Genomic DNA, 19614 nt, shown 5'->3' on the forward strand with positions numbered 1-19614 from the left:
TCGCTTACGGCGTGCCCGGGTCCAGGTGCTGCAGGGCGCGCAGGAAGGTGCGCCGGTCCGCCGGCGGCAGCTCCGCGAGCAGGCGTTCCTCCTCGGCCCGGATCGCGCGGCGCACGGCCGTGTGGACCCGCCGCCCCTCGGGCGTCAACCGCAGCAGCCGTACGCGCCGGTCCGCCGGATCGGGCTCCCGTTCGATGAGGCCGCGCTCCTGCAGGTCGTCCAGGTCGGCGATGATCCGCGTCTTGTCCGCGCCGATGGCCCGCGCGAGGGCCGCCTGGGTGCGCATGGGTTCGTCGGCGAGCGCGGTCAGCACGACATAGCCCCACATCGACACGTGGTGCGCGGCGAGGATCGGGCGTTCGGCCGCCATGAGGGTACGGCCGAAGCGGCCCACCATGGCGGCGAGGTCGGGGCGGTCGTCGGCCACGGGTGCACGATAGCGATTGACATACCGTACGCATGAGCGGATCGTAAGCGCATGCATATGATTGAGCTTGACGAGCGGGCGGTGCGCGCCTCCGTGACTGTCGTGGCCGGGGTCTCGCCGGACGACCTTCCGCGACCGACGCCGTGCGCGGAATGGGACCTGGCCACCCTCCTCGCCCACATGACCGTGCAGCACCGGGGCTTCGCGGCGGCGGCCGCCGGACGGGGCGCCGATCCCGCGCTGTGGGTTCCGGCACCGCTCGCCGCGGACTTCGCCGCCGGCTACGCGGCCGCCGCCGAGGAGGTGATCAGCGCGTTCGCCGCCCCGGGCGTCCCGGACCGGGGCTTCGACGTGCCCGAGTTCGGAGCGCAGGCGGTGCCCGGGCACATGGCGATCGGCTTCCACTTCGTCGACTACCTCGTGCACGGCTGGGACGTGGCGGCCGCGATCGGCAGCCCGTACGAACCGGACGCCGACCTGGTCGAGGCGGCCCTGCCGATCGTCGAGGCTGTCCCGGACGACGAGCGCCGGCTCCAGCCGGGAGCGCCGTTCGCGCCGGCCCTGCCTGACCCCGGCACGGGACCGTTCGACCGGCTTCTCGCCCTGCTGGGCCGGAGCCGCCGGCAGAGTGTCACACCCGGCCGCTAGCGTTCGCGACGTCCGTCGGATGGACACGGCGCGGGCCCGGCTCGACCATGGGTGGCGTGCCGCACATCGATCTGCCCGGGTTGCCGGGCATCGCCGCTCTCCTCGCCCGCTACCCGCTGACCGCCGCCCCGCTCAACGACCTGGCCCAGACCCTGCTCCGCGGCCCGTCGCCGCTGAGTCCGGGCGAACGGGAGGCGATCGCGGCGTACGTCTCGCAGCGCAATGACTGTGCGTTCTGCGCCGGCACCCACGGGGCGGTCGCGCGGTATCTGCTCGACCGTGAAGGGCGGAGCGCCGACGATGCCGAGGCCGACCCGAAGATGAGGGCGCTGCTGGCCATCGCCGAGAAGGTCCGGCTCGACGGGCGCAGCGTCGCCGCGGACGATGTCGCCCGGGCGCGCGAGCAGGGCGCCGACGATCGGGCGGTGCATGACACGGTGCTGATCGCGGCCGCGTTCAGCATGTTCAACCGGTACGTCGACGGGCTGGCCACGGTGGCCCTGCCGAGCCCGGAGGCATACGAGGGGCACGCGAAGCACCTGGCGGAGAACGGCTACCTGGCACCGCCGGCGGGTTGACGACGGGGCCGGTGTCCATCGATCGGTGGACACCGGGTGACCGTCTCCCGGTCGTCCCGCCGGGCACCTCTCTACCGCGATTCTCGATGGCATGACAGCGATCAAGGCGCGCGGACTGCGCAAGACCTACGGCACCCAGATCGCCGTGGACGGGATAGATCTGGACATCGCCACCGGTGAGGTGTTCGCGCTGCTCGGCCCGAACGGGGCCGGGAAGACCACCACTGTGGAGATTCTGGAGGGGCATCGGCGCCGCACCGGCGGTGACGTCTCCGTTCTCGGGGAGGACCCCGGGTCCGCCTCCCGGGCATGGCGGACCCGGATCGGCATCGTGCTGCAGACCGCCTCGGACGCCGGCGACCTCACCGTCGCCGAGGTGGTCCGGCATGTGGGCGGGTTCTATCCGCGGTCGCGGCCGGTCACCGACGCCATCGAGCTGGTCGGGCTGGAGGACAAGGCGGGCGCCAGGGTACGGACGTTGTCCGGCGGGCAGCGGCGCCGGCTCGACGTGGCGCTGGGCATCGTGGGCCGTCCCGAGCTGGTGTTCCTCGACGAGCCCACGACCGGTTTCGACCCGGAGGCGCGGCGGCAGTTCTGGGCGCTGATCCGGGCGCTGGCCGCCGAAGGGACGACGATCCTGCTGACCACGCACTACCTGGACGAGGCAGAGGCGCTCGCGGACCGGCTCGCCGTGATCGCCGGCGGGGTCATCGTGGCCGAGGGGACGCCCGCGACGCTGGGTGGGCGGTCGGCCGCGGGCGCGGTCGTGCGGTGGGGCGGCGATCAGGAGATCCGTACGGACGACCCGGCCGCGCTCATCGCCGGGCTGGTCGGGCGGGGCGCCGACCTGAGCGGCCTCACCGTGAGCCGCCCGAGCCTCGAGGACACGTACCTGAGCCTGATCGGAGAAGCCCGATGACCAGCACCCTGACGATCGGCCGCCGGCGTGGTGGCATCGAGATCCTGCAGTTCGTCCGGGACCGGACGGCGATGATCTTCACGTTCCTGTTCCCGGCGCTGCTGCTCCTGCTGTTCGGCTCGATCTTCGGCGACGACTACGACCACCCCGGGCTGAGCGCGGCGCGGGTCTTCTCCGCGAGCATGATCGCGTACGGGATCGTGTCGACCGCGTTCATCACGATGGGCGTCGGCATCGCCACCGACCGGGAGGACGGCACGCTGAAGCGGCTGCGCGGCACCCCGGCGACCGCCGGCGCGTACTTCCTCGGCAAGCTCATCCTGGTGGCGGCGCTGACCGCGGCCGAGGTGCTGGTGCTGCTCGGCGTGGGTGTGCTGTTGTTCGACATGCCGTTGCCGTCGGACGCCGGGCGGTGGTTCACCTTCGGATGGCTGTTCCTGCTCAGTGTCGTCGCCTGCGGCCTGCTGGGCATCGCCGCGAGCGCGCTGGTGCGCTCCGCCCGTACGGCGGGAGCGGTCCTGAATGTCCCCGTCGTCGCGTTGCAGTTCCTGTCCGGGGTCTTCATCCACCCGATCACGCAACTGCCGGACTGGATGATCACTGTGGCGTCGATCTTCCCGGTGAAGTGGATGGCGCAGGGCTTCCGGTACGTGTTCCTGCCGGACTCGGCGGCGGACCTCGAGGCCGCCGGGGCGTGGGAGCTCGGCCGGATCGCCTTGGTGCTCGGCGGCTGGTGTGTGATCGGATTGGTGCTGTGCCTGCTGACGTTCCGCTGGACGAACCGCCGCGACGGATGACCACGGCCGGTGCCCCGCGGCGGCTCATGGACGAGGTGCTGTGGGATGTCTTCTTCGCCGTCGTCGCCCTCGGGGTGGCGACGGCGGTGGCCGTCCAGGACGCGCCCGGCCGGGTCGCCGGCCTGGCGAGCATCGCCGCGATCGCCCTCCTCTACGCCGCGTGGGGCCGGCGGCTGGTGCGCAAACAGCGTCAGGGCATCGGGTACGCGGTCACGGTCCTCGCCGTCTTCGCGAGCGGCGCGGCCGCCTCGGACATGGTGAGCTACCTGCTGTTCGGCCTCTGCCCGATGTTGTTCATGCTGCTCGACCTGCGGCCCGCGCTCGTGGCGGTGGTGGTCGCGAACCTCACGCCGCTGGCCGTCGGCTTCGCCGCGAACGGGTTCGACGCCGGATACCTCCTGCATGTCGGGCCGGTGTTCGTGATGACCGCGGGCGCCGCCGCCTGGCTGGGTGTCTGGATCAACCGGGTGGTGCGGCAGAGCACCGAACGCGCGGAGCTCATCGCCGAGCTGGAGCGCAGCCGCGCCGAGGTGGCCCGCCTGTCGCACGAGGCCGGCGTCGCCGCCGAGCGGGCCCGGCTCGCCGGCGAGATCCACGACACCCTGGCCCAGGGCTTCACCAGCATCATCACGCTGCTGCAGGCCGCGGATCCGGCGCTCGCCGACGAGCGGCTCGCGCTGGCCGTGCGGACGGCCCGGGAGAATCTGGCCGAGTCGCGTGCGCTGGTCGCCGCCCTCGCGCCGCCCGCGCTGGGCGACGGTTCGCTGCTGGATGCCGTACGCCGGCAGGCGGCCCGCGCCGCGGAGGACTCGGGGGCGTCGTCGTCGTTCCGGACGACCGGGGAGGCGAGGCCGTTGCCGACCGCCGTGGAGGTCGTGCTGCTGCGGGCGGCGCAGGAGGCGCTGACCAACGTACGGCGGCACGCGGCCGCGAGCGACGTGTCGGTGCTGCTGGCGTACGAGGCGGAGAAGGTGCGGCTGGTGGTGCGCGACGACGGCCGGGGCTTCGACCCGGGGCGGCGGCACGGTTTCGGCCTCGACGGCATGCGGGCACGCGCCGGTCAGGTCGGCGGGACGCTGACCGTCCGCAGTGAGCCGGGTGCCGGCGCCACGATCGAGCTGGAGGTTCCCGCGTGATCCGGATCCTGCTGGTGGACGACCATCCGGTGGTACGGCACGGCCTGCGCGGCATGCTGGAGGCAGAGCCGGACCTGACCGTGGTGGGCGAGGCCTCGTCGGGCGCCGAGGGTGTCGAGCGGGCGGTCGAGCTGAGCCCCGACATCGTGCTCATGGACCTGCGGATGCCCGGCGGGGACGGCGTCGACGCGACGGCTCAGATCCTCGCGCGCACCCGGGGCGTCCGCGTGATGGTGCTGACCACGTACGAATCGGACCGTGACATCCTGCGCGCCATCGAGGCCGGAGCCGGCGGCTATCTGTTGAAGGACGCGTCGCCGGCGGAGTTGGCCGGCGCGGTGCGAGCCGCCGCCCGGGGTGAGACCGTGCTGGCGCCCAGCGTCGCGTCCACCCTGGTGCGTCAGGTGCGCAGCCCCGCGCCGCCGACCCTGTCGCAGCGTGAGGCGGAGGTGCTGCGGCTGGTCGCGCGCGGCTTGACGAACGCCGACATAGGCCGGGAGCTGTTCATCTCGGAGGCCACGGTCAAGACGCATCTGCTGCGCGCGTTCAACAAGCTGGACGTGGCGGACCGGACGGCGGCCGTGACCCGGGCGATGGCGCTCGGCATCATCTGAGCGGGCAGCCGAACGGCGGGAGCGTTCCCAACGTGGGAAGCGCCTTCGGCGGTCGATGAGCGAAAAGAGTCTGCGCCCCGGGACTTACGCGGTGAAGGTCATCCGCAGCATGATCACTATCGGTCGCACTACTCCTACGTGGACCGATGTCAAGTGGGCCGATCGGTGGGCGTGTCTCACATCCGGATGGTTTCTGCCAGGCCGGATGTCCCATCCGGCCGGTGCTGACATCGATGATCACAAGTTGCCCCTGGACGCGTTGCGAGTCGGCTGTGTTACCGTGCGGGTCCGCGAATTCCCCTACCGGACAAATCACGAGTGCCAATGCGTCCAAACCGGACATCGTTCGGGGGCGGGAGAAAGCCTTCCGTCACGCTCGGGACGACTGCTATTTTGTCCGATGTAGACCGGAGTTCACCTGCAATGCATGGGGATGCCCTCCGCATCGGCATCCGAAATTCAAGATGTTCCTCAGTAAAGATTGCGACACGCGGGGTCGGGCCCGGCCCGATTCTCGTCTAGCGTTCACCGCCTGGGCGTCCTTGCGCTTGTACGTCGTGGGCCAAGGGGTGGGGGGCGTGGAAAGAGTGGTATTCGCAGAATTGCCGAGTGGGCGTGGGGTCTCACTGGAGGCAGAGGCGTCGTGACAACGACGGGAACAACGGCGGGTAACGCCGACACACAAGACATACCGAAAATCGCAGAGTATTCGGATGCCACCGAAAGGGAAATCGGTGACATCTGGGCGCGGGGCCATGCCGACCGCTGGGTGTGGGAGGCGCGGTACGTCAAGCTGCTCCTGGTCATCGACTTCGGAGCGACGCTCGTGGCGACGCTGGCCGCGTTCGTGCTCCGGTTCCAGGGCGCGGCGTACGCGAACTGGTACCTCGCCCTTTCCGCGCTCATTCCGCCGGTCTGGGTCGGACTGCTCGCGCTGACGCACGCGTACGAGCGCCGCGTGTTGTTCGTCGGCGGTGAGGAATACCAGCGGGTGCTGCGCGCCGGTGTCCGCCTGACCGTCGGGATGGCGCTGGCGTCGTACGTGTTCAAAGCCGACATCGCGCGCGGCTATCTGCTCATCGCGCTGGTCCTGACGACGCTGTTCTCGTTGGCCGGCCGGTTCGTGTTACGGAGGATCCTGCACCGGGCGCGCCGCCGGGGCGCCTGCATGCACCGCGTGCTCGTGCTGGGTCACGCGCCGGCCGTCGCGCAGATGACCCGGCAGCTGCACCGGCGCTACCACCACGGACTGCAGATCATCGGCGCCTGCCTGCCGGCCGACCAGCTCGCCGACGCGGCCCGCACGCTGGAGGTGCCGGTCTTCGGGGCGCTCGGTGCCGCCGCCAACTCGGCCGCCGCGGCGGGGGCGGACACCGTCATGGTGCTGTCCTGCCCGGAGCTGGACGGTCCGATGCTGCGCCGGCTCGCGTGGGAGCTGGAGCGCGACGACATCGACCTGATCGTGTCGTCGTCGCTGGTGGACACCGCGGGGGACCGGATCACCGTGCGCCCGGTGGACGGGCTGCCGATGATGCACATCGAGCATCCGCGGCTCTCCGGCGGCCGGCGGCTCATCAAGTCCGTCTTCGACGTCTCCGTCGCGGCGCTGCTGCTGATCCTGTTCGCACCCCTGTTCCTCGTCATCGCGCTGGTCATCAAGCTGGACACCGGCGGGCCGGTCTTCTTCCGGCAGGTCCGCGTGGCGCGCGGCGGCGAGATGTTCCGCATGTACAAGTTCCGCACGATGCACACCGATGCCGAGGCGCGGTTCGCGGCGATGCGGGAACAGAACGAGTTCGCCGGCGTGCTCTTCAAGATCCGGGAGGATCCGCGGGTCACCCGGTGCGGCCGTTTCCTGCGCCGGTACTCGCTGGACGAGCTGCCGCAACTCATCAACGTGCTGCTGGGGGAGATGTCGCTCGTGGGGCCGCGCCCGCCGCTGCCCAGCGAGGTCGAGCAGTACCCGCAGGACATGCGCCGGCGGCTGGTCGTCAAGCCGGGGATGACCGGGCTGTGGCAGGTGAGCGGGCGGTCGGATCTGTCGTGGGAGGACTCGATCCGGCTGGACCTGCGGTACGTGGAGAACTGGTCGCTCACCGTCGACCTGGTGATCCTCATGCGCACCGCGATGGTCGTGTTGCGGGGCGCAGGCGCGTACTAGACGCGCGGGGCGATGAAGGGGATCGTGCGGTCGGGACACCGCGGGATGTGGGGACGGTTCGGTGGTATTGCTGTATTTCGTCGCGGCCTTGGCCGTTGTGGTTCCGGCCGTCGCCGGGCCGTTGCTGGCGTACGGGCCCGGGCGGCGGCTCGCGCGTGGCCGGCTCGCGGGCAAGACGCGGGAGGCCGTGGCGGGTCTGGTGACGACACTGGGCCGCCCGGCCACCGCGGCCGTCTTCGTGCTGTTCTGGTCGGCGCTGACGATCGCCGTGTTCTGGCCCGTCGGCCTGCTGGCGCACAGCCTCGAGGACGCCGTGGACTGGCCGGTGCTGCTGTGGGTGACCGACCGCCGCAACCCCGCCTTCGAGGACTTCAACTGGTTCTACACCGCGCTGGGTGACCGCGAGCCGCTGAAGCGGGTCGTCGTGGTGGCCGCCGTGGTCTTCGCGGTGCTGTGGCGCCGGCGGTTCTGGGTCCCGCTGCTCGCCATCCTCGCCAGCTTCCCGCTCGAGCAGTACGTCCAGGGCATCCTGGCCAAGGTGGTGGACCGCGGCCACCCGCCGACCGGGCTGGGCACGTACCCGTCCGGCGGCATCGCCCGCATCGTGATGACGTTCGGCGTGATCGCGCTCTTCGCCGCCCTGACGTGGCGGCTGTCGCGGCGCTGGCACGTCGCGCTCGGCACGGTGGTGTTCGTCATGGCCACGTACGAGGGCTACTCCCGCCTGTACACGCAGAAGCACTGGCTGACCGACGTCATCACGGGCCTGGTCTTCGGGCCGGCGCTGTTCCTCGGGTTCGCCCTCGCGGTGTGCATCCTGGCCGGTCGGTACCCGCGCCCGGAGTCACCGGCGGCCGCGCCGGTCGCCGCGCGCGAGCCCGAGGCGGTCGGCGCACCGTGACCACGCTGCTCGTCGCGTCCACCGGCGGCCACCTCGCCGAACTGCACGACCTGGCGCCCCGGCTCGGCCTGGGCGCGCGACGCTGGGTGACGTTCGACAGCCCGCAGAGCCGGTCCCTGCTGGACGGTGAGGACGTGGTGTTCGTGCCGCCGGCCACGAGCCGGGACGTCGCCGGGGTGCTGCGCGAGATGGTCGTCGCCCGCCGCATGCTCCGCTCCGAGCGGTACGAGCACGTCATCAGCACCGGGGCCGCCGTCGCGATGGCGTTCTTCCTGCCGGCCACCGCAGCCGGGGTGCCGTGCTCGTACATCGAGAGTGCGACCCGGACGCAGGGCCCGTCGCTGACCGGCCGGCTGGCCGCGCGGGTGCCGCGGGTGCGGCTCTACACGCAGTACCCGGCCTGGGCCGCGGGAGCGTGGCGGTACGGCGGGTCCATCTTCGACGCGTTCGAGGCGGAGGCGTTCGCCGACCCGCCACCGGTGCGCAAGGTGGTCGTGACTCTCGGCACGCACCAGCGGTACACGTTCCCGCGCCTGCTCACCCACCTCGTCGGACTGCTCCCGCCGGAATGGGACGTCCTGTGGCAAGTAGGTTCGACCGTTATCGATAAGATGCCCGCCGGCGCCCGCAGGCAGGTGCCGATCGGCGAGATGCGCCAGGCCCTGGCGGAGGCGGACGCGGTCATCTCGCACGCCGGCGTGGGTTCCGCGCTGGCGGCGATGCAGGCGGGCAAGCGCGCCGTGTACGTCCCGCGACGCCGCGCCCACGGTGAGCACGTCGACGACCACCAGGTCGAGATGGCTCGGGAATTGGAAGGCAGGAAACTCGTCGTGGCCCGTGAGGTGGAGGAGCTCACCCTCGCGGACCTGGAAACTGCGGCAGCTTGGTCCGTACGATCCGTCCCCGGCGTCGCGCCGTTCCGGCTGGTTCGCTCGCCTGACCACCCACAAGCGGACTGAAGCCGTCCGTACGGTCGATGGCGTACCGACCGTCGCCGAACCAGGCTGCGTCAATCCTCACGTTCCGATTAGGAGGGCTCGTGTCCCTGAAGCGTCGACTCCGGTCGCGGCGGCTCACCAGGTTGCTGGTGCCGGCCGCGGTGACGAGTCTGACGGTCGCTCTGACCGCCATACCGGCCAGCGCCGTGTACGTACCGCCGAGCGCATCGGCCACCATCGTCACGGCCAACCCGGCGGACAACACACCGCACGCCAAAGACGGGAGCATGCGCGCCTTCGCACAGATCGGTAACACGGTCTACGCGGGCGGCTCCTTCACCGGCGTCAAGGCGGACGGCGCCACCAGTTGGTCGACCGCGAACAACCTCATCGCGTACGACGCCACCACCGGCGCCCTGAAGACCGGATTCACCCCGGCCATCGACGGCGCCGTGCAGACCCTCGCGGTCAGCCCCGACGGCAAGCTCATCGTGGGCGGCAGCTTCGGCACGGTGAACGGCGTGGCACGCAAGAACCTCGTCGAGCTCGACCCGGCGACCGGCGCGACGATCACCAGCTGGGTGGGTCGTGGCGATGGCGGCGTCGTCCGCCGGGCGATCGTGCACGACAACTACCTCTACATCGCCGGCGCGTTCCACTGGGTCAACGGCACCGAGCACTCCCTCCTGGCGCGGCTGAACGCCACGACGGGCGCGATCGACTCCACCTTCCAGGTCGACGCGAGCGGCGCGCGGCCGTACGACAACTCGACGGAGCTGATCTGGGGCCTGGCCGTCGCGCCGGACGGCGACACGGTCGTGGCGGTGGGCAACTTCACCTCCGTCAACGGCAACGCCCGCAACCAGGCGGTCATGATCGACACCTCGGGCACGCCGACCGTCGCCGACTGGAACACCGACCGGTACGTCGCCGCCTGCTACAGCGGCACGTTCCCGTTCTACGCGCGCGACGTCGACTTCTCCGACAACGGTGACTACTTCGTCATCATCGCCGACGGTGGCCGGGGTGACGCGTACTGCGACGCCACCGCCCGCTGGGAGACGGCCGACCGCGGCTCGAACGTCAAGGCCACCTGGGTCGACTTCACCGGCACCGACTCGGTCACCTCGGTCGAGGTCACCGGCGGCGTCGTCTACGTCGGCGGGCACTTCCGCTGGCAGAACAACGCCAACGGCAACGATGCGCAGGGCGCCGGCGGGGTGAGCCGGTACGGCATCGCCGCGCTGGACCAGCAGAACGGCGTACCGCTGAACTGGAACCCGACCCGTTCGCCCGGCAGCGAGCTGCCGTCCGGCGGCACCAACTGGGGTCCGATCATGTGGGAGCTGTGGTCCGGCCCGAACGGCCTGTTCGCCGGGTACGACTCCGACGGCCTCGGCAACGAGTACCACGGCCGGATGGGGTACTTCTCCAAGTCCGGCGGCCGCACGATCGCCGTCCAGGACGCGCCGCAGGCCGACTCGGGCTTCCTGTACCTCGGTGCGGGCAACGGGCAGGTGACCAAGGTGTCGTTCGGTTCCGGCGGTATCGGCACGCCGGCGACGGTGAGCCAGCCGCAGCTGACCAGCGCCAAGGCCGCGTTCGCGCTCTCCAACAAGCTGTACTGGGCCAAGACGGACAGCACGAAGCCGACCGGCAGCGTGCTGAACGTGTCGATGCTCACCGGCGGCACCATCGGGGCGCCGTGGGAGAGCAGCGGCTGGAACACTTCCTGGTTCAACGCCGCCAGCATGACCGGCGCCTTCTACCTGCAGGGCCGCATGTACTACACGACCTCGTCGAGCAACTCGCTGTTCTACCGGTACCTGACCCCGGACGGCTCCGTTGTGGGCTGCACCGCGTTCACGTTGCCGACAACGGGTATCGACTGGCGCACTGTGCGTGGTATGACCTGGGTGGCGGGGAAGCTCGTCTATGGCTCCACCAACGGTTCGCTGCGATCGGTCGACTTCGACCCCGCGGCGAGCACGGCGGTGGTGGGCTCGACGGCCACCGTGGTCGCGGCGCCCACGGCGGAGGCCACCTGGAACAACCCGACCCTGTTCTTCGCCACCTCGTAGCGAGGAACGCACCTCGGGGCATCCTCCCCGGCCGGGCAGCGAAGCCCGGCCGGGGAGTTGTCCGAAATCGGTAAACAACTGCATGTCGGGGAGAGACGACACATGGATGTGAGTGATTCCGTCGCCGCGAGCCGGCAGCGGGTCGTCGGCTTTGCGGACGTGGTACGGATTCCGCTGCGCCGCTGGCGCATCGTGGCCACCGTCGCCGGCATCGTGACGGTGGCGGCGCTCGCGTACCTGCTCTTCTTCCCGGCCACCTACCGGGCCACCACCGTGGTGGTGCTGCGGCCCGTGGTCACCGACCCGTTCACGCTGCCGTCCAGCGGCGCGGACCGGGCCATCAACATGACGGCCGAGAACGGCATCGCGCTCGGCAACGACGTCATCGACTCGACGGCGCGGATCCTCAGCCGGGATCCGGAGGACGTGCGGGAGGCGCTGAGCACCGAGGTGCCGACCGGTGGCCAGGTGCTGCGCTTCCAGTACACCAGCGACTCCGAGCGCAGCGCGATCACCGGCGCGAACACGGCCGCCGAGACGTACCTGCGGGTCCGCGAGGACATCTACAAGCAGCAGCGGGCGGCGCTGATCCTGTCGTACGACAACACGATCAAGTCGGTCACCGCCCAGCGGCTGAGCGCGCAGAAGGATCTGCCCTCCAACCACTCGAGCTCCGACACCACCTCGCCGCGTACGCAGGCCATGCTCGACCAGGTCAGCGCGCTGAACGACCAGATCGCCCAGCTCGCGAACGCCCGCGCGAAGGTCATCTCCGCCGACCTGAGCCCCGGCTCGGTCACGGCCGCGGCCCGCGCGCCGGTGCCGTCGAGCCACGACGCGGCCGTGCTCTACCTGACCGCCGCGGTCCTCGGTGGCCTGCTGCTCGGCGCCATCGCCGCGCACGCGCGCGAGGCGCTGGACCGCCGGGTGCGCTCGACCGACCAGGCCGCCGACATCGTCGGCGTGCCCGCCCTCGGCGTGGTACGGGCGGCGCGGCGGCACGGCGAGTCCGCGGCCGCCGCCGACGCCCGGTACGTCTCGCTCGCCGTGCTCAAGTGGATCGACCGGCACCCGGACCGCGCCCTGGTCGTGCTCTCCGGCCGCGACGACGAGGGGCGCACGACGGTGAGCGGCAACCTCGCGGTCGCGCTCGCCGAGGCCGGGCAGGACGTCACGCTGAGCGCCCCGCCCGAGACGCACGAGGAGCTCAAACGCATCCTCTTCGCCGCCCAGAAGCGCACGCCCCCGCGGCCCCGCACGCTGTCGCCCTCCGGGGGCGGCCTCAACGGCTCGTCGTCCGCCGGCGGCCTGGGCCGCGGCGGCGCCGGCAGCCCGGCGCCCGGGGTCACCCGGCTGCAGGGCTCGCCGATGCGGGTGGCCGACCCGCTGCCCGAGGTCAAGGCGACCTCCAACGACCCCGAGGCCACCCTCATCATGGAGACGTCCGCCAGCCGGTCCTCCTCCGCCCCGATCGTCGCCCCCGCGAAGGCCCGTCCGGCGGCGGATCTCGACGGGCGTTCGCCGCTCGTGGTGCTCCTCGGCGGCGGCGTGGTCCGGCTCTGCACGCTCGGCGAGGAGCCCGACACCGGTGTGGTGGTCATCGACGCGCCGCCGTCGGACACCGACGAGCGTGGTGTCCGCGCGGCCCAGAGCGGCGTCGCGGTGCTCGTGGTGGCCCGGGACCGCACCCGTAACGCCGAGCTGAGCCGGCTGGTGGACCGGCTGCGCTCGGCCGGCGCGCAGACCGTCGGGTTCGTCCTCACCGGAGGCCGCGGTGCCTGAGAACCTGCCGGACGTCACCGTCATCGTCGCCACCCGGGACCGGCCCGGCCTGCTGGAACGCGCCGTCACCAGCATCCTCAGCCAGGACTATCCCGGCCATGTCGAGTGCATCGTCGTCTACGACCACGTCGACGTCCGGGAGCTCGACGTGGCCGTGGGTCCCGGCCGGTCGCTCAAGCTCATCAACAACACCCACCGGCAAGGGCTGCCCGGTGGCCGCAACAGCGGCGCCGACGCGGCCACCGGCGACCTGCTGGCGTTCTGCGACGACGACGACATCTGGCTCGCCGCGAAGCTCAGCCGCCAGGTGGAGCTGCTCGCCGACCCGGCGATCGGCGCGGTCAGCTGCGGGCTGCGGCTGCGCGGCCCCGGCATCGACAAGGAGCGCGTGCTCGACCGGGACGTGGTCACGCACGAGGACTTCCTCGCCGACCGGGTGATGGAGGTGCACTCCAGCACGATGCTGATCCGGCGGTCCACCTGGGCCGCGGCCGGCGAGGTCGACGAGCGGATCCCGGGCGGGTACAGCGAGGACTACGAGTGGCTGCTGCGGGTCTCCGCGCAGACGCCGGTGGCGGTCGTCCGCCAGGCGCTGGTCATCGTCGACTGGCACGGCGGCTCGTTCTACTTCGGCCGCTGGGCGACCATCGTCGAGGCCCAGCGCTACCTCATCGCCAAGCACCCCGAGCTGGCCCGCAGCCGCGCCGGCCTGGCCCGGCTCCGGGGACAGATCGCGTTCGCTCTCGCCTCCGGCAACCGGCGCACCGAGGCGCTCAAGGAGCTCGCGGCGGTCGTGCGGCTCAACCCGCGGGAGAAGCGCGTGCTGGTCACCGTACCCGTGGTGCTGCGGCTGGTGACCGGCGAGCGGGTCCTGCGGATGGCGCAGAAGCGCGGCAGGGGGATCTGAGGTTGGCCAGGACGTCCCTGCGGCCCAAGCGCGTCGCGCGCGCGGCCGTGCCGGCCAGGGCGCGTGCGATCGCCGCGGTCGAGCCGGGCGTCCTGGACCCGGCGGCCTGGCGGGTACGCACGGCCAAACTGCCGATGTGGCCGCTGTTCGCGATGTTCGCGCTGATGCCGCTGTGGTGGGTGCTCGGCGTCTGGTACGTCATGTGGCCGTTCTTCGGGGTGGTGCTGTTCACCCTGCTCGCCACGCGCGGTGACGTCCGGTTGCCGCCGGGCACCTGGCTCTGGCTGATCTTCCTGGGCATCGTCGCGATCAGCAGCACCCGGCTGGAACGGGTCACCTCGATGGTGGTGTTCGGCCTGCGGCTGGGCCACCTGTTCACCGCGCTCCTGGTGGGCATCTACGTCTACAACCTGGCCCGCGACCGGATCCCGTGGGCGCGGATCGCCGCCCCGCTCGCGCTGTTCTGGCTGGCCATGGTCGCGCTGGGCTGGTTCGGCGTGCTGGCGCCGCGGTTCAGCATGCCGAGCCCGTTCGAGCTGATGCTGCCCGGTGGCGTCCGGGGCGAGCGGTACATCCTGGACGTCGCGCACCTCGACGCCACCGAGTTCAACCCGGCGAGCCGAAACCCGATCTACCGGCCGGCGGCGCCGTTCCCGTACACCAACAACTGGGGTACGGCGTACAGCTTCCTCGTGCCGTTCGTGCTCGCGTACCTCATGTCGGTCCGTCGTGGCGCGCTGCGCGGCGTCCTCCTGGTGTCGTTGCCGTTGTCGCTCGTCCCGGCATTCCTGACGCTGAACCGGGGCATGTTCATCGGCCTCGGCGCCGGCGTGCTCTACCTGCTGGTCCGCGAGATGGCCCGGGGCCGGGTACGGCTGCTGCTGCCGATCACCCTGATCGTCTTCGCCGGCTGGGTCGTGACCCTGTTCATCCCCGTGGTCGACCTCATCACGCACCGGACGTCGACGACCGACACCAACACCGACCGGTTCGACCTGTACGTGCAGACGTGGGCCGCGGTGCTGCGCTCGCCGTTGCTGGGCTTCGGTCAGCCGACGCAGGTCGACACCACGCACGCCGCCGAGCCGCTCGGCACCCAGGGCATGATCTGGCAGCTGCTGTACAGCCACGGGATCCCGGCCACGATCTGCTTCTACCTGATCCTGCTGGTCCTGGCCCGCCGGCTGTCCGGCGCGGTCAGCCCCGCGGGTCTGTGGCTGAGCGCGTTGCCGGTCATCGCCGCGGTCGTCACGCCGTTCTACTCGTACATCGACCCCAACATGTCGGTGCTGCTCTTCGCCGTCGGCCTCGGGCTGGCGGCGGTGGACGGCCCGGTCAACCGTGAACCGAGGACCAGGACCACATGACGGCCGTCGCGGACAGGGACGAAGTTCGGCGCAGCACCCGCAGCGGCCTGATCGGGCTGCTCGGCGCCGCGGTCAACGGTGCCTGCGGGTTCGTGCTCACCGCCGTGATCGTGCGGGTCTTCGGGGCGGCCGACTCGGGTGCGCTGTTCACCGCCATCGGCCTCGTCAGCATCATCGGACCGCTGTGCTGCCTGGGCGCCGACACGGGCCTGATGTGGGCGCTGCCGCGCCGCGAGCGCCTCGCCCGGGACGGGGCGCGCCTGCTCGTGCTGGCGCTGGTGCCCACGGTCGCCCTGGCCACGGCCGTCGCCGTCGCGGGCTGGCTGGCGGCGCCCCGCCTGGGCTCGGCGCTGCTCACCGGCGGCCCGGACGACGCCGCGCTGATCCGGCTGGCCTTCGTCGGTGTACCGGTGTTCGTGGCCGCGACCGTCCTGCTCGCCGCGGTCCGGGCGACCCGGCCGGTCAGCGCGTACGTCGGGCTGCAGCTCGTCGCCGTGCCCATCGCCCGGCCGGTGCTGGTCGGCATGGCCGTCGCCGCGGGCGGTTCGGTGGTGCCGGGCTTCGGTGGCTGGGTGCTGCCGCTCGCCTTCGCCGGGGCGGCCGCGGCGGTCCTGAGCCTGCGCCCGCTCGGGATCGGGCGCGGCGCGGCGCTGCGGCCGACCCCGCAGGACCGCCGTGAGTTCGCCGGCTTCGCCCTGCCCCGGGCGCTGTCCACGGCCATCGACGCCAGCAGCATGTGGGTCGGGGTGCTGCTCACCTCCGCCCTGGCGGGCCCGGCCGCCGCCGGCGTCTTCGGCGCGGTCGGCCGGTACGTGCTGGCGGGGCTGCTCGTCATGCAGGGCCTGCGGGTCGCGATCGCGCCGCAGCTGTCCGGGCTGCTCGGCGCGGGCCGGCGAGCGGCCGCCGCGCAGATCTACCGGCGCACGACGGTGTGGATCGTGCTGCTCTCCTGGCCCGCGTACCTGCTGCTGGCCGTTTTCGCGCCGGCCTTCCTCGCGCTGTTCGGCGGCGACTTCTCCGGCGGCGCCGCGCCGCTGGCGGTCCTCGCGGTGGCCATGATGGTGAACGTCGGCGTCGGCCTCGTGCAGACGGTGCTGCTGATGAGCGGCAACAGCCGCGGTCACCTGCTGGGCACGGTGGCGGGACTCGCGGTCAACGTCGCCGGGTGCGTGCTGCTCATCCCGCGGCACGGCGCCCTGGGCGCGGCCGTCGCCTGGTCGCTGGGCATCGTCTGCGAGAACGTCGTCGCCGCCGTGCTGGCCCGCCGGGTGCTCGGCGAGGCCCTGTTCGGGACCGGGCTCATGGCGGCCGCGGCCGCGGTGGTGGCCGGCACGGGCGCCGCGGCTGCGGCCGGTGCCGGGCTCGCGGGCCGGGGCGTACCGGGCCTCGCCGTCGCCCTGGCCGTGCTGCTGGCGCTGTGCGCCGCTGCCCTCGCAAGCCCCCGGGTCCGGCGCGCCGTCGCGGCCGCGCGGACCCAGCTCCGACCACCCGCGAAACAGGAGGCTCTGTCGTGACGGTGCTGGACCGGTTGAAGAACGCGGCGCCGCAGGGCGCCCGGGACGGGCTGCGCAGCGCCCTGGTCCGGTACGGCGAGCGCACCAGCGCCCGTCGCCCGCTGCCCGACTTCCTCATCGTCGGCACCAAACGCGGCGGCACCACCTCGCTGTGGCGGTACCTCGTCCAGCACCCGCTCGTGCCCCGCCTCTTCCCGGCGTGGAACACCAAGACCTCGCACTACTTCGAGGAGAACTGGTCGCGGGGGGAGGCCTGGTACCGCTCGCACTTCCCGACCGAGCGGCAGCGGGCCGCCCTCGAACGACGGTACGGCGCACCGCCCAAAGTGGGCGAAGCGGCGCCGCTGTACATGTTCCATCCCCTCGTGGCGGGGCGGGTCGCCGACCTGATGCCGCAGGCGCGCATCATCGTGCTGCTGCGCGATCCGGTGGAGCGGGCGTACTCGCACTGGAAGGAACGCCGGGGCGAGGGCGTGGAACCGCTCGGGTTCGCCGAGGCCCTCGCCGCCGAACCGGAGCGGACGGCGGGGGAGCGGGAACGCCTCATCGCGGAGCCCGACTCCTTCAGCGAGGCGTTCGACTGGTACTCGTACCGGGCGCGCGGGCGTTACCTCGAGCACCTGGAGCCGTGGCTGGCCCGGTTCCCGCGCGAGCAGATGCTGTTCCTGCCCAGCGAGACCCTGTACCGGGATCCCGCCGGCACGTACGCCCGTACGCTCGACTTCATCGGCCTGCCACGGCATGACCTGGAGTCCTACGACGTCTTCAACGACCGCCCCAGCAAAGGCATGGACCCCGCGGTACGGGCCGAGCTGACCGCCTACTACCGGCCGTTCAACGCGGCGCTGGCGGAGCGTCTGGGGCTATCGCTCGCCTGGGCCGAGTAGGGGCTTCCGCTCAGCCCGGCGCTGTACCCGCCGATTCGTTGGCCAACGGATGCCGTCAGGGCAGCCTTGGAGATCGGGCGACGGGCGTGAACCTTCGGTGGCACCTGACGCGGGTGGGCATGGCCCTGCGGGCGGGGCGTGCGGACCGGGAGGCCGGCCGGCGTTTCCACCGCGCGATGCTCGGCGGCCTGGTCCCCCATCTGGGCATCGTGGTGCTCGTCTTCCTCGCCTTCGCGACCGCCGGGAGCGGTGAGGACCGCGCGTTCGCCGTCATGCCCGTCTTCCTCGAGGTGCTGCTTGTCCCGGCCATGGTCGTCGCCGTGGTGGTCCTGGCCCTCGCGAAGGGCACCCGCCCGCTGGCGAAGGGCCTGATCACCGGAACCGGCCTGGGTCTCGCCACGGTCGGACTGCTGGTGGCGTGGCACACCACCGTCATCGGGTAGCCGGGATCAGGGCCCGGCCGCGGCCTCGACGAGGCGGGCCAGGTGCAGCACGTCGGCGCTGTGCGGGAACGCGTCGCGGGGCCGCTGCTGCACCTCCTCGATGGCGGCGCGCAGCATCGAGCGCTGGACCGGGGAGAGCTCGCCGCCGGACGTCAGCACCGCGACCGCGCTCGCCCGGATGCGGGCCGCCGCCGGGTCCTCCGGGATCAGCTGGGCCGCCACCCGCTCCCGGTACCACTGCTCGACCGCGAGCAGCGCGGCGTGGCTCATCGGGGCAGGCGGGTGGCCAGCACGTCCAGCAGGGCCGGGTGGAGCTTCGGGTTCCAGCCCGCGCCGCCGCCGGACAACTCGTACGTCCGCAGCCACAGCTCGACCAGGTAGGCGTCGGCGACGAAGCGCTGCCGCTCCGCGTCGAGGCCCAGCGCCGGGCCGTGCTCGCGCAGCGCCTCGTCGACGGCGACCGCGCACTCGGCGGCCGGCCGGCCGTGCGTGGACAGGGCGGTCTGGAACGCCTGGTGCGCCAGGTCGAAGCCGACCGGTACGCCCGCCGACCGGTTCTCCCAGTCCCAGACCAGCAGCCCTCCGCGATGCCGCGCCATGTTCCACGGCACCCAGTCGCCGTGCCAGTCGCCGAGTTCCAGGGTCAGATCGGTGTCCAGGGCGTCGATGAAGCCGTGGATGCGAGGGTCGGCGCCCGCCGCGCGCTGCCGCCACGTCCCGATCAGCGCCGTGACGGGCGCCGGGGGAGCGGGCGGGCCACCGCGGCGGGCCACGGCCAGCATCGCGTCCAGGCGCGGACGGCCGGGGCGGCGGATGCGCCGGACGGTGCGCGGCATCGGCTCGATGACGGCGATCTCCCGGCCGTTCCACCGGGTGTGCAGCACGAGCCGGGGCGCGGGCGGGAAGCCGCCGCCGGTGGGCAGGTCGGCCAGGGTGGCCGCCTCGGCCCGGACCATCGCGCGGGTGCCGTCGTTCCAGCCGATCTTCGCGTACCCGCGGGGGCGGCCGTGGTCGTCGAAGAGCTGCAGGGTCGGCTTGTGGTGCGGGTCCGGCGGGCGGATGCCGATCGCCGCGTGCAGCCGCGGCTCGCCGAGCTTCTCGGCCAGGAAGGCGGCGAGCAGGTTGCCCGGCTCAGTGGCGTGCACGGACAGGACCGGCGCCTTGGTGAGGCCGAGCAGGCCGGCGCGGGCCAGCACACCGACCGCGGCCCGGCCCGCGCGGACCTTCGGCGGCCGCAGCGCGTTGTAGGCCAGCAGGGAGGCCGCGGTGACCCGCCGGGAGGCCAGCGGGAGCAGGAAACGGGCGTTGTCGAGCGAGGGGATGACCGCGTACCGGACGGTCGCCCCGGGATCGTCGCCGACGGTGACCGTCACCCCCGGGTCGGCGAAGATCGCCCGGGTCACCCAGCCGAGGCCGTCGGTGCGCCCGCGGGGGTCGCCGGCGCCGACCAGCGGGTCGGACGGGGCACGCTGCCCGGGTACGGAGGTCCGCGTCGACTCGTTCAGCACGAGCTA

General features: G+C 72.3%; 19 protein-coding genes. 16 read left to right on the plus strand and 3 right to left on the minus strand.

Features of this window, described 5'->3' with window-relative positions; all coding sequences use genetic code 11:
- Positions 1-4: 4 nt before the first annotated feature.
- Positions 5-427: a MarR family winged helix-turn-helix transcriptional regulator gene (locus IT780_RS10465; protein ID WP_307831122.1), complete on the minus strand. Its 423-nt coding sequence runs from the start codon at positions 425-427 to the stop codon at positions 5-7.
- 51 nt (positions 428-478) lie between these two features.
- Here IT780_RS10465 and IT780_RS10470 point away from each other — a divergent pair, with 51 nt between their 5' ends.
- The 16 genes from IT780_RS10470 (at position 479) to IT780_RS10545 (ending at position 18100) form a co-directional block, all read left to right on the plus strand.
- Positions 479-1075 carry a TIGR03086 family metal-binding protein gene (locus IT780_RS10470; protein WP_199511246.1) on the plus strand — a complete coding sequence of 199 codons (597 nt, stop codon included), beginning with the start codon at positions 479-481 and terminating at the stop codon, positions 1073-1075.
- Between the two features lie 56 nt (positions 1076-1131).
- Positions 1132-1653, plus strand: coding sequence for a carboxymuconolactone decarboxylase family protein (locus tag IT780_RS10475; protein ID WP_199511247.1), 522 nt, complete (start codon positions 1132-1134; stop codon positions 1651-1653).
- A 91-nt stretch (positions 1654-1744) separates the two neighbouring features.
- Positions 1745-2572 carry an ABC transporter ATP-binding protein gene (locus tag IT780_RS10480; protein WP_199511248.1) on the plus strand — a complete coding sequence of 276 codons (828 nt, stop codon included), beginning with the start codon at positions 1745-1747 and terminating at the stop codon, positions 2570-2572.
- The gene (locus IT780_RS10485; RefSeq protein WP_199511249.1) at positions 2569-3369 is read left to right on the plus strand and encodes an ABC transporter permease; all 801 of its coding nucleotides are present in this window, start codon (positions 2569-2571) and stop codon (positions 3367-3369) included. Before IT780_RS10480 ends, IT780_RS10485 begins: the two co-directional genes overlap by 4 nt.
- Entirely contained in the window at positions 3327-4505 is a 1179-nt protein-coding gene (locus IT780_RS10490) for a sensor histidine kinase (protein WP_307831124.1), read from the plus strand. Before IT780_RS10485 ends, IT780_RS10490 begins: the two co-directional genes overlap by 43 nt.
- The gene (locus tag IT780_RS10495; RefSeq protein ID WP_199511250.1) at positions 4502-5119 is read left to right on the plus strand and encodes a response regulator; all 618 of its coding nucleotides are present in this window, start codon (positions 4502-4504) and stop codon (positions 5117-5119) included. Before IT780_RS10490 ends, IT780_RS10495 begins: the two co-directional genes overlap by 4 nt.
- Positions 5120-5888: 769 nt before the next feature.
- Positions 5889-7280 carry a sugar transferase gene (locus IT780_RS10500; RefSeq protein ID WP_307831125.1) on the plus strand — a complete coding sequence of 464 codons (1392 nt, stop codon included), beginning with the start codon at positions 5889-5891 and terminating at the stop codon, positions 7278-7280.
- A gap of 97 nt (positions 7281-7377) precedes the next feature.
- Positions 7378-8181: a phosphatase PAP2 family protein gene (locus tag IT780_RS10505; RefSeq protein ID WP_307831147.1), complete on the plus strand. Its 804-nt coding sequence runs from the start codon at positions 7378-7380 to the stop codon at positions 8179-8181.
- Entirely contained in the window at positions 8178-9140 is a 963-nt protein-coding gene (locus IT780_RS10510; protein ID WP_199511252.1) for a glycosyltransferase, read from the plus strand. The genes IT780_RS10505 and IT780_RS10510 overlap by 4 nt, the downstream gene beginning before the upstream one ends.
- Positions 9141-9220: 80 nt before the next feature.
- The gene (locus tag IT780_RS10515) at positions 9221-11200 is read left to right on the plus strand and encodes an NHL repeat-containing protein (RefSeq protein WP_372443659.1); all 1980 of its coding nucleotides are present in this window, start codon (positions 9221-9223) and stop codon (positions 11198-11200) included.
- A gap of 102 nt (positions 11201-11302) precedes the next feature.
- The gene (locus IT780_RS10520) at positions 11303-12982 is read left to right on the plus strand and encodes a hypothetical protein (RefSeq protein ID WP_199511254.1); all 1680 of its coding nucleotides are present in this window, start codon (positions 11303-11305) and stop codon (positions 12980-12982) included.
- Entirely contained in the window at positions 12975-13889 is a 915-nt protein-coding gene (locus tag IT780_RS10525) for a glycosyltransferase family 2 protein (protein WP_199511255.1), read from the plus strand. The genes IT780_RS10520 and IT780_RS10525 overlap by 8 nt, the downstream gene beginning before the upstream one ends.
- 2 nt (positions 13890-13891) lie before the next feature.
- Positions 13892-15256, plus strand: a complete 1365-nt coding sequence (locus tag IT780_RS10530; protein ID WP_233412522.1) for an O-antigen ligase family protein — start codon at positions 13892-13894, stop codon at positions 15254-15256.
- A complete protein-coding gene (locus IT780_RS10535) occupies positions 15253-16770 on the plus strand; it encodes a lipopolysaccharide biosynthesis protein (protein WP_199511256.1) in 1518 nt (505 codons plus the stop codon). The genes IT780_RS10530 and IT780_RS10535 overlap by 4 nt, the downstream gene beginning before the upstream one ends.
- Positions 16767-17657 carry a sulfotransferase domain-containing protein gene (locus IT780_RS10540; protein ID WP_199511257.1) on the plus strand — a complete coding sequence of 297 codons (891 nt, stop codon included), beginning with the start codon at positions 16767-16769 and terminating at the stop codon, positions 17655-17657. Before IT780_RS10535 ends, IT780_RS10540 begins: the two co-directional genes overlap by 4 nt.
- 86 nt (positions 17658-17743) lie before the next feature.
- Positions 17744-18100 carry a hypothetical protein gene (locus IT780_RS10545; RefSeq protein WP_199511258.1) on the plus strand — a complete coding sequence of 119 codons (357 nt, stop codon included), beginning with the start codon at positions 17744-17746 and terminating at the stop codon, positions 18098-18100.
- Positions 18101-18106: 6 nt separating this feature from the next.
- Here the strand turns inward: IT780_RS10545 and IT780_RS10550 are convergent, their stop codons facing one another.
- Both IT780_RS10550 and IT780_RS10555 read right to left on the minus strand, forming a co-directional pair.
- Positions 18107-18370, minus strand: coding sequence for a hypothetical protein (locus IT780_RS10550; RefSeq protein WP_199511259.1), 264 nt, complete (start codon positions 18368-18370; stop codon positions 18107-18109).
- Entirely contained in the window at positions 18367-19608 is a 1242-nt protein-coding gene (locus tag IT780_RS10555) for a hypothetical protein (protein WP_372443660.1), read from the minus strand. The genes IT780_RS10550 and IT780_RS10555 overlap by 4 nt, the downstream gene beginning before the upstream one ends.
- Positions 19609-19614 lie beyond the last annotated feature (6 nt).

It is taken from the genome of Nucisporomicrobium flavum (genome assembly GCF_016464385.1).
GTDB lineage: Bacteria > Actinomycetota > Actinomycetes > Mycobacteriales > Micromonosporaceae > Actinoplanes > Actinoplanes flavus_A.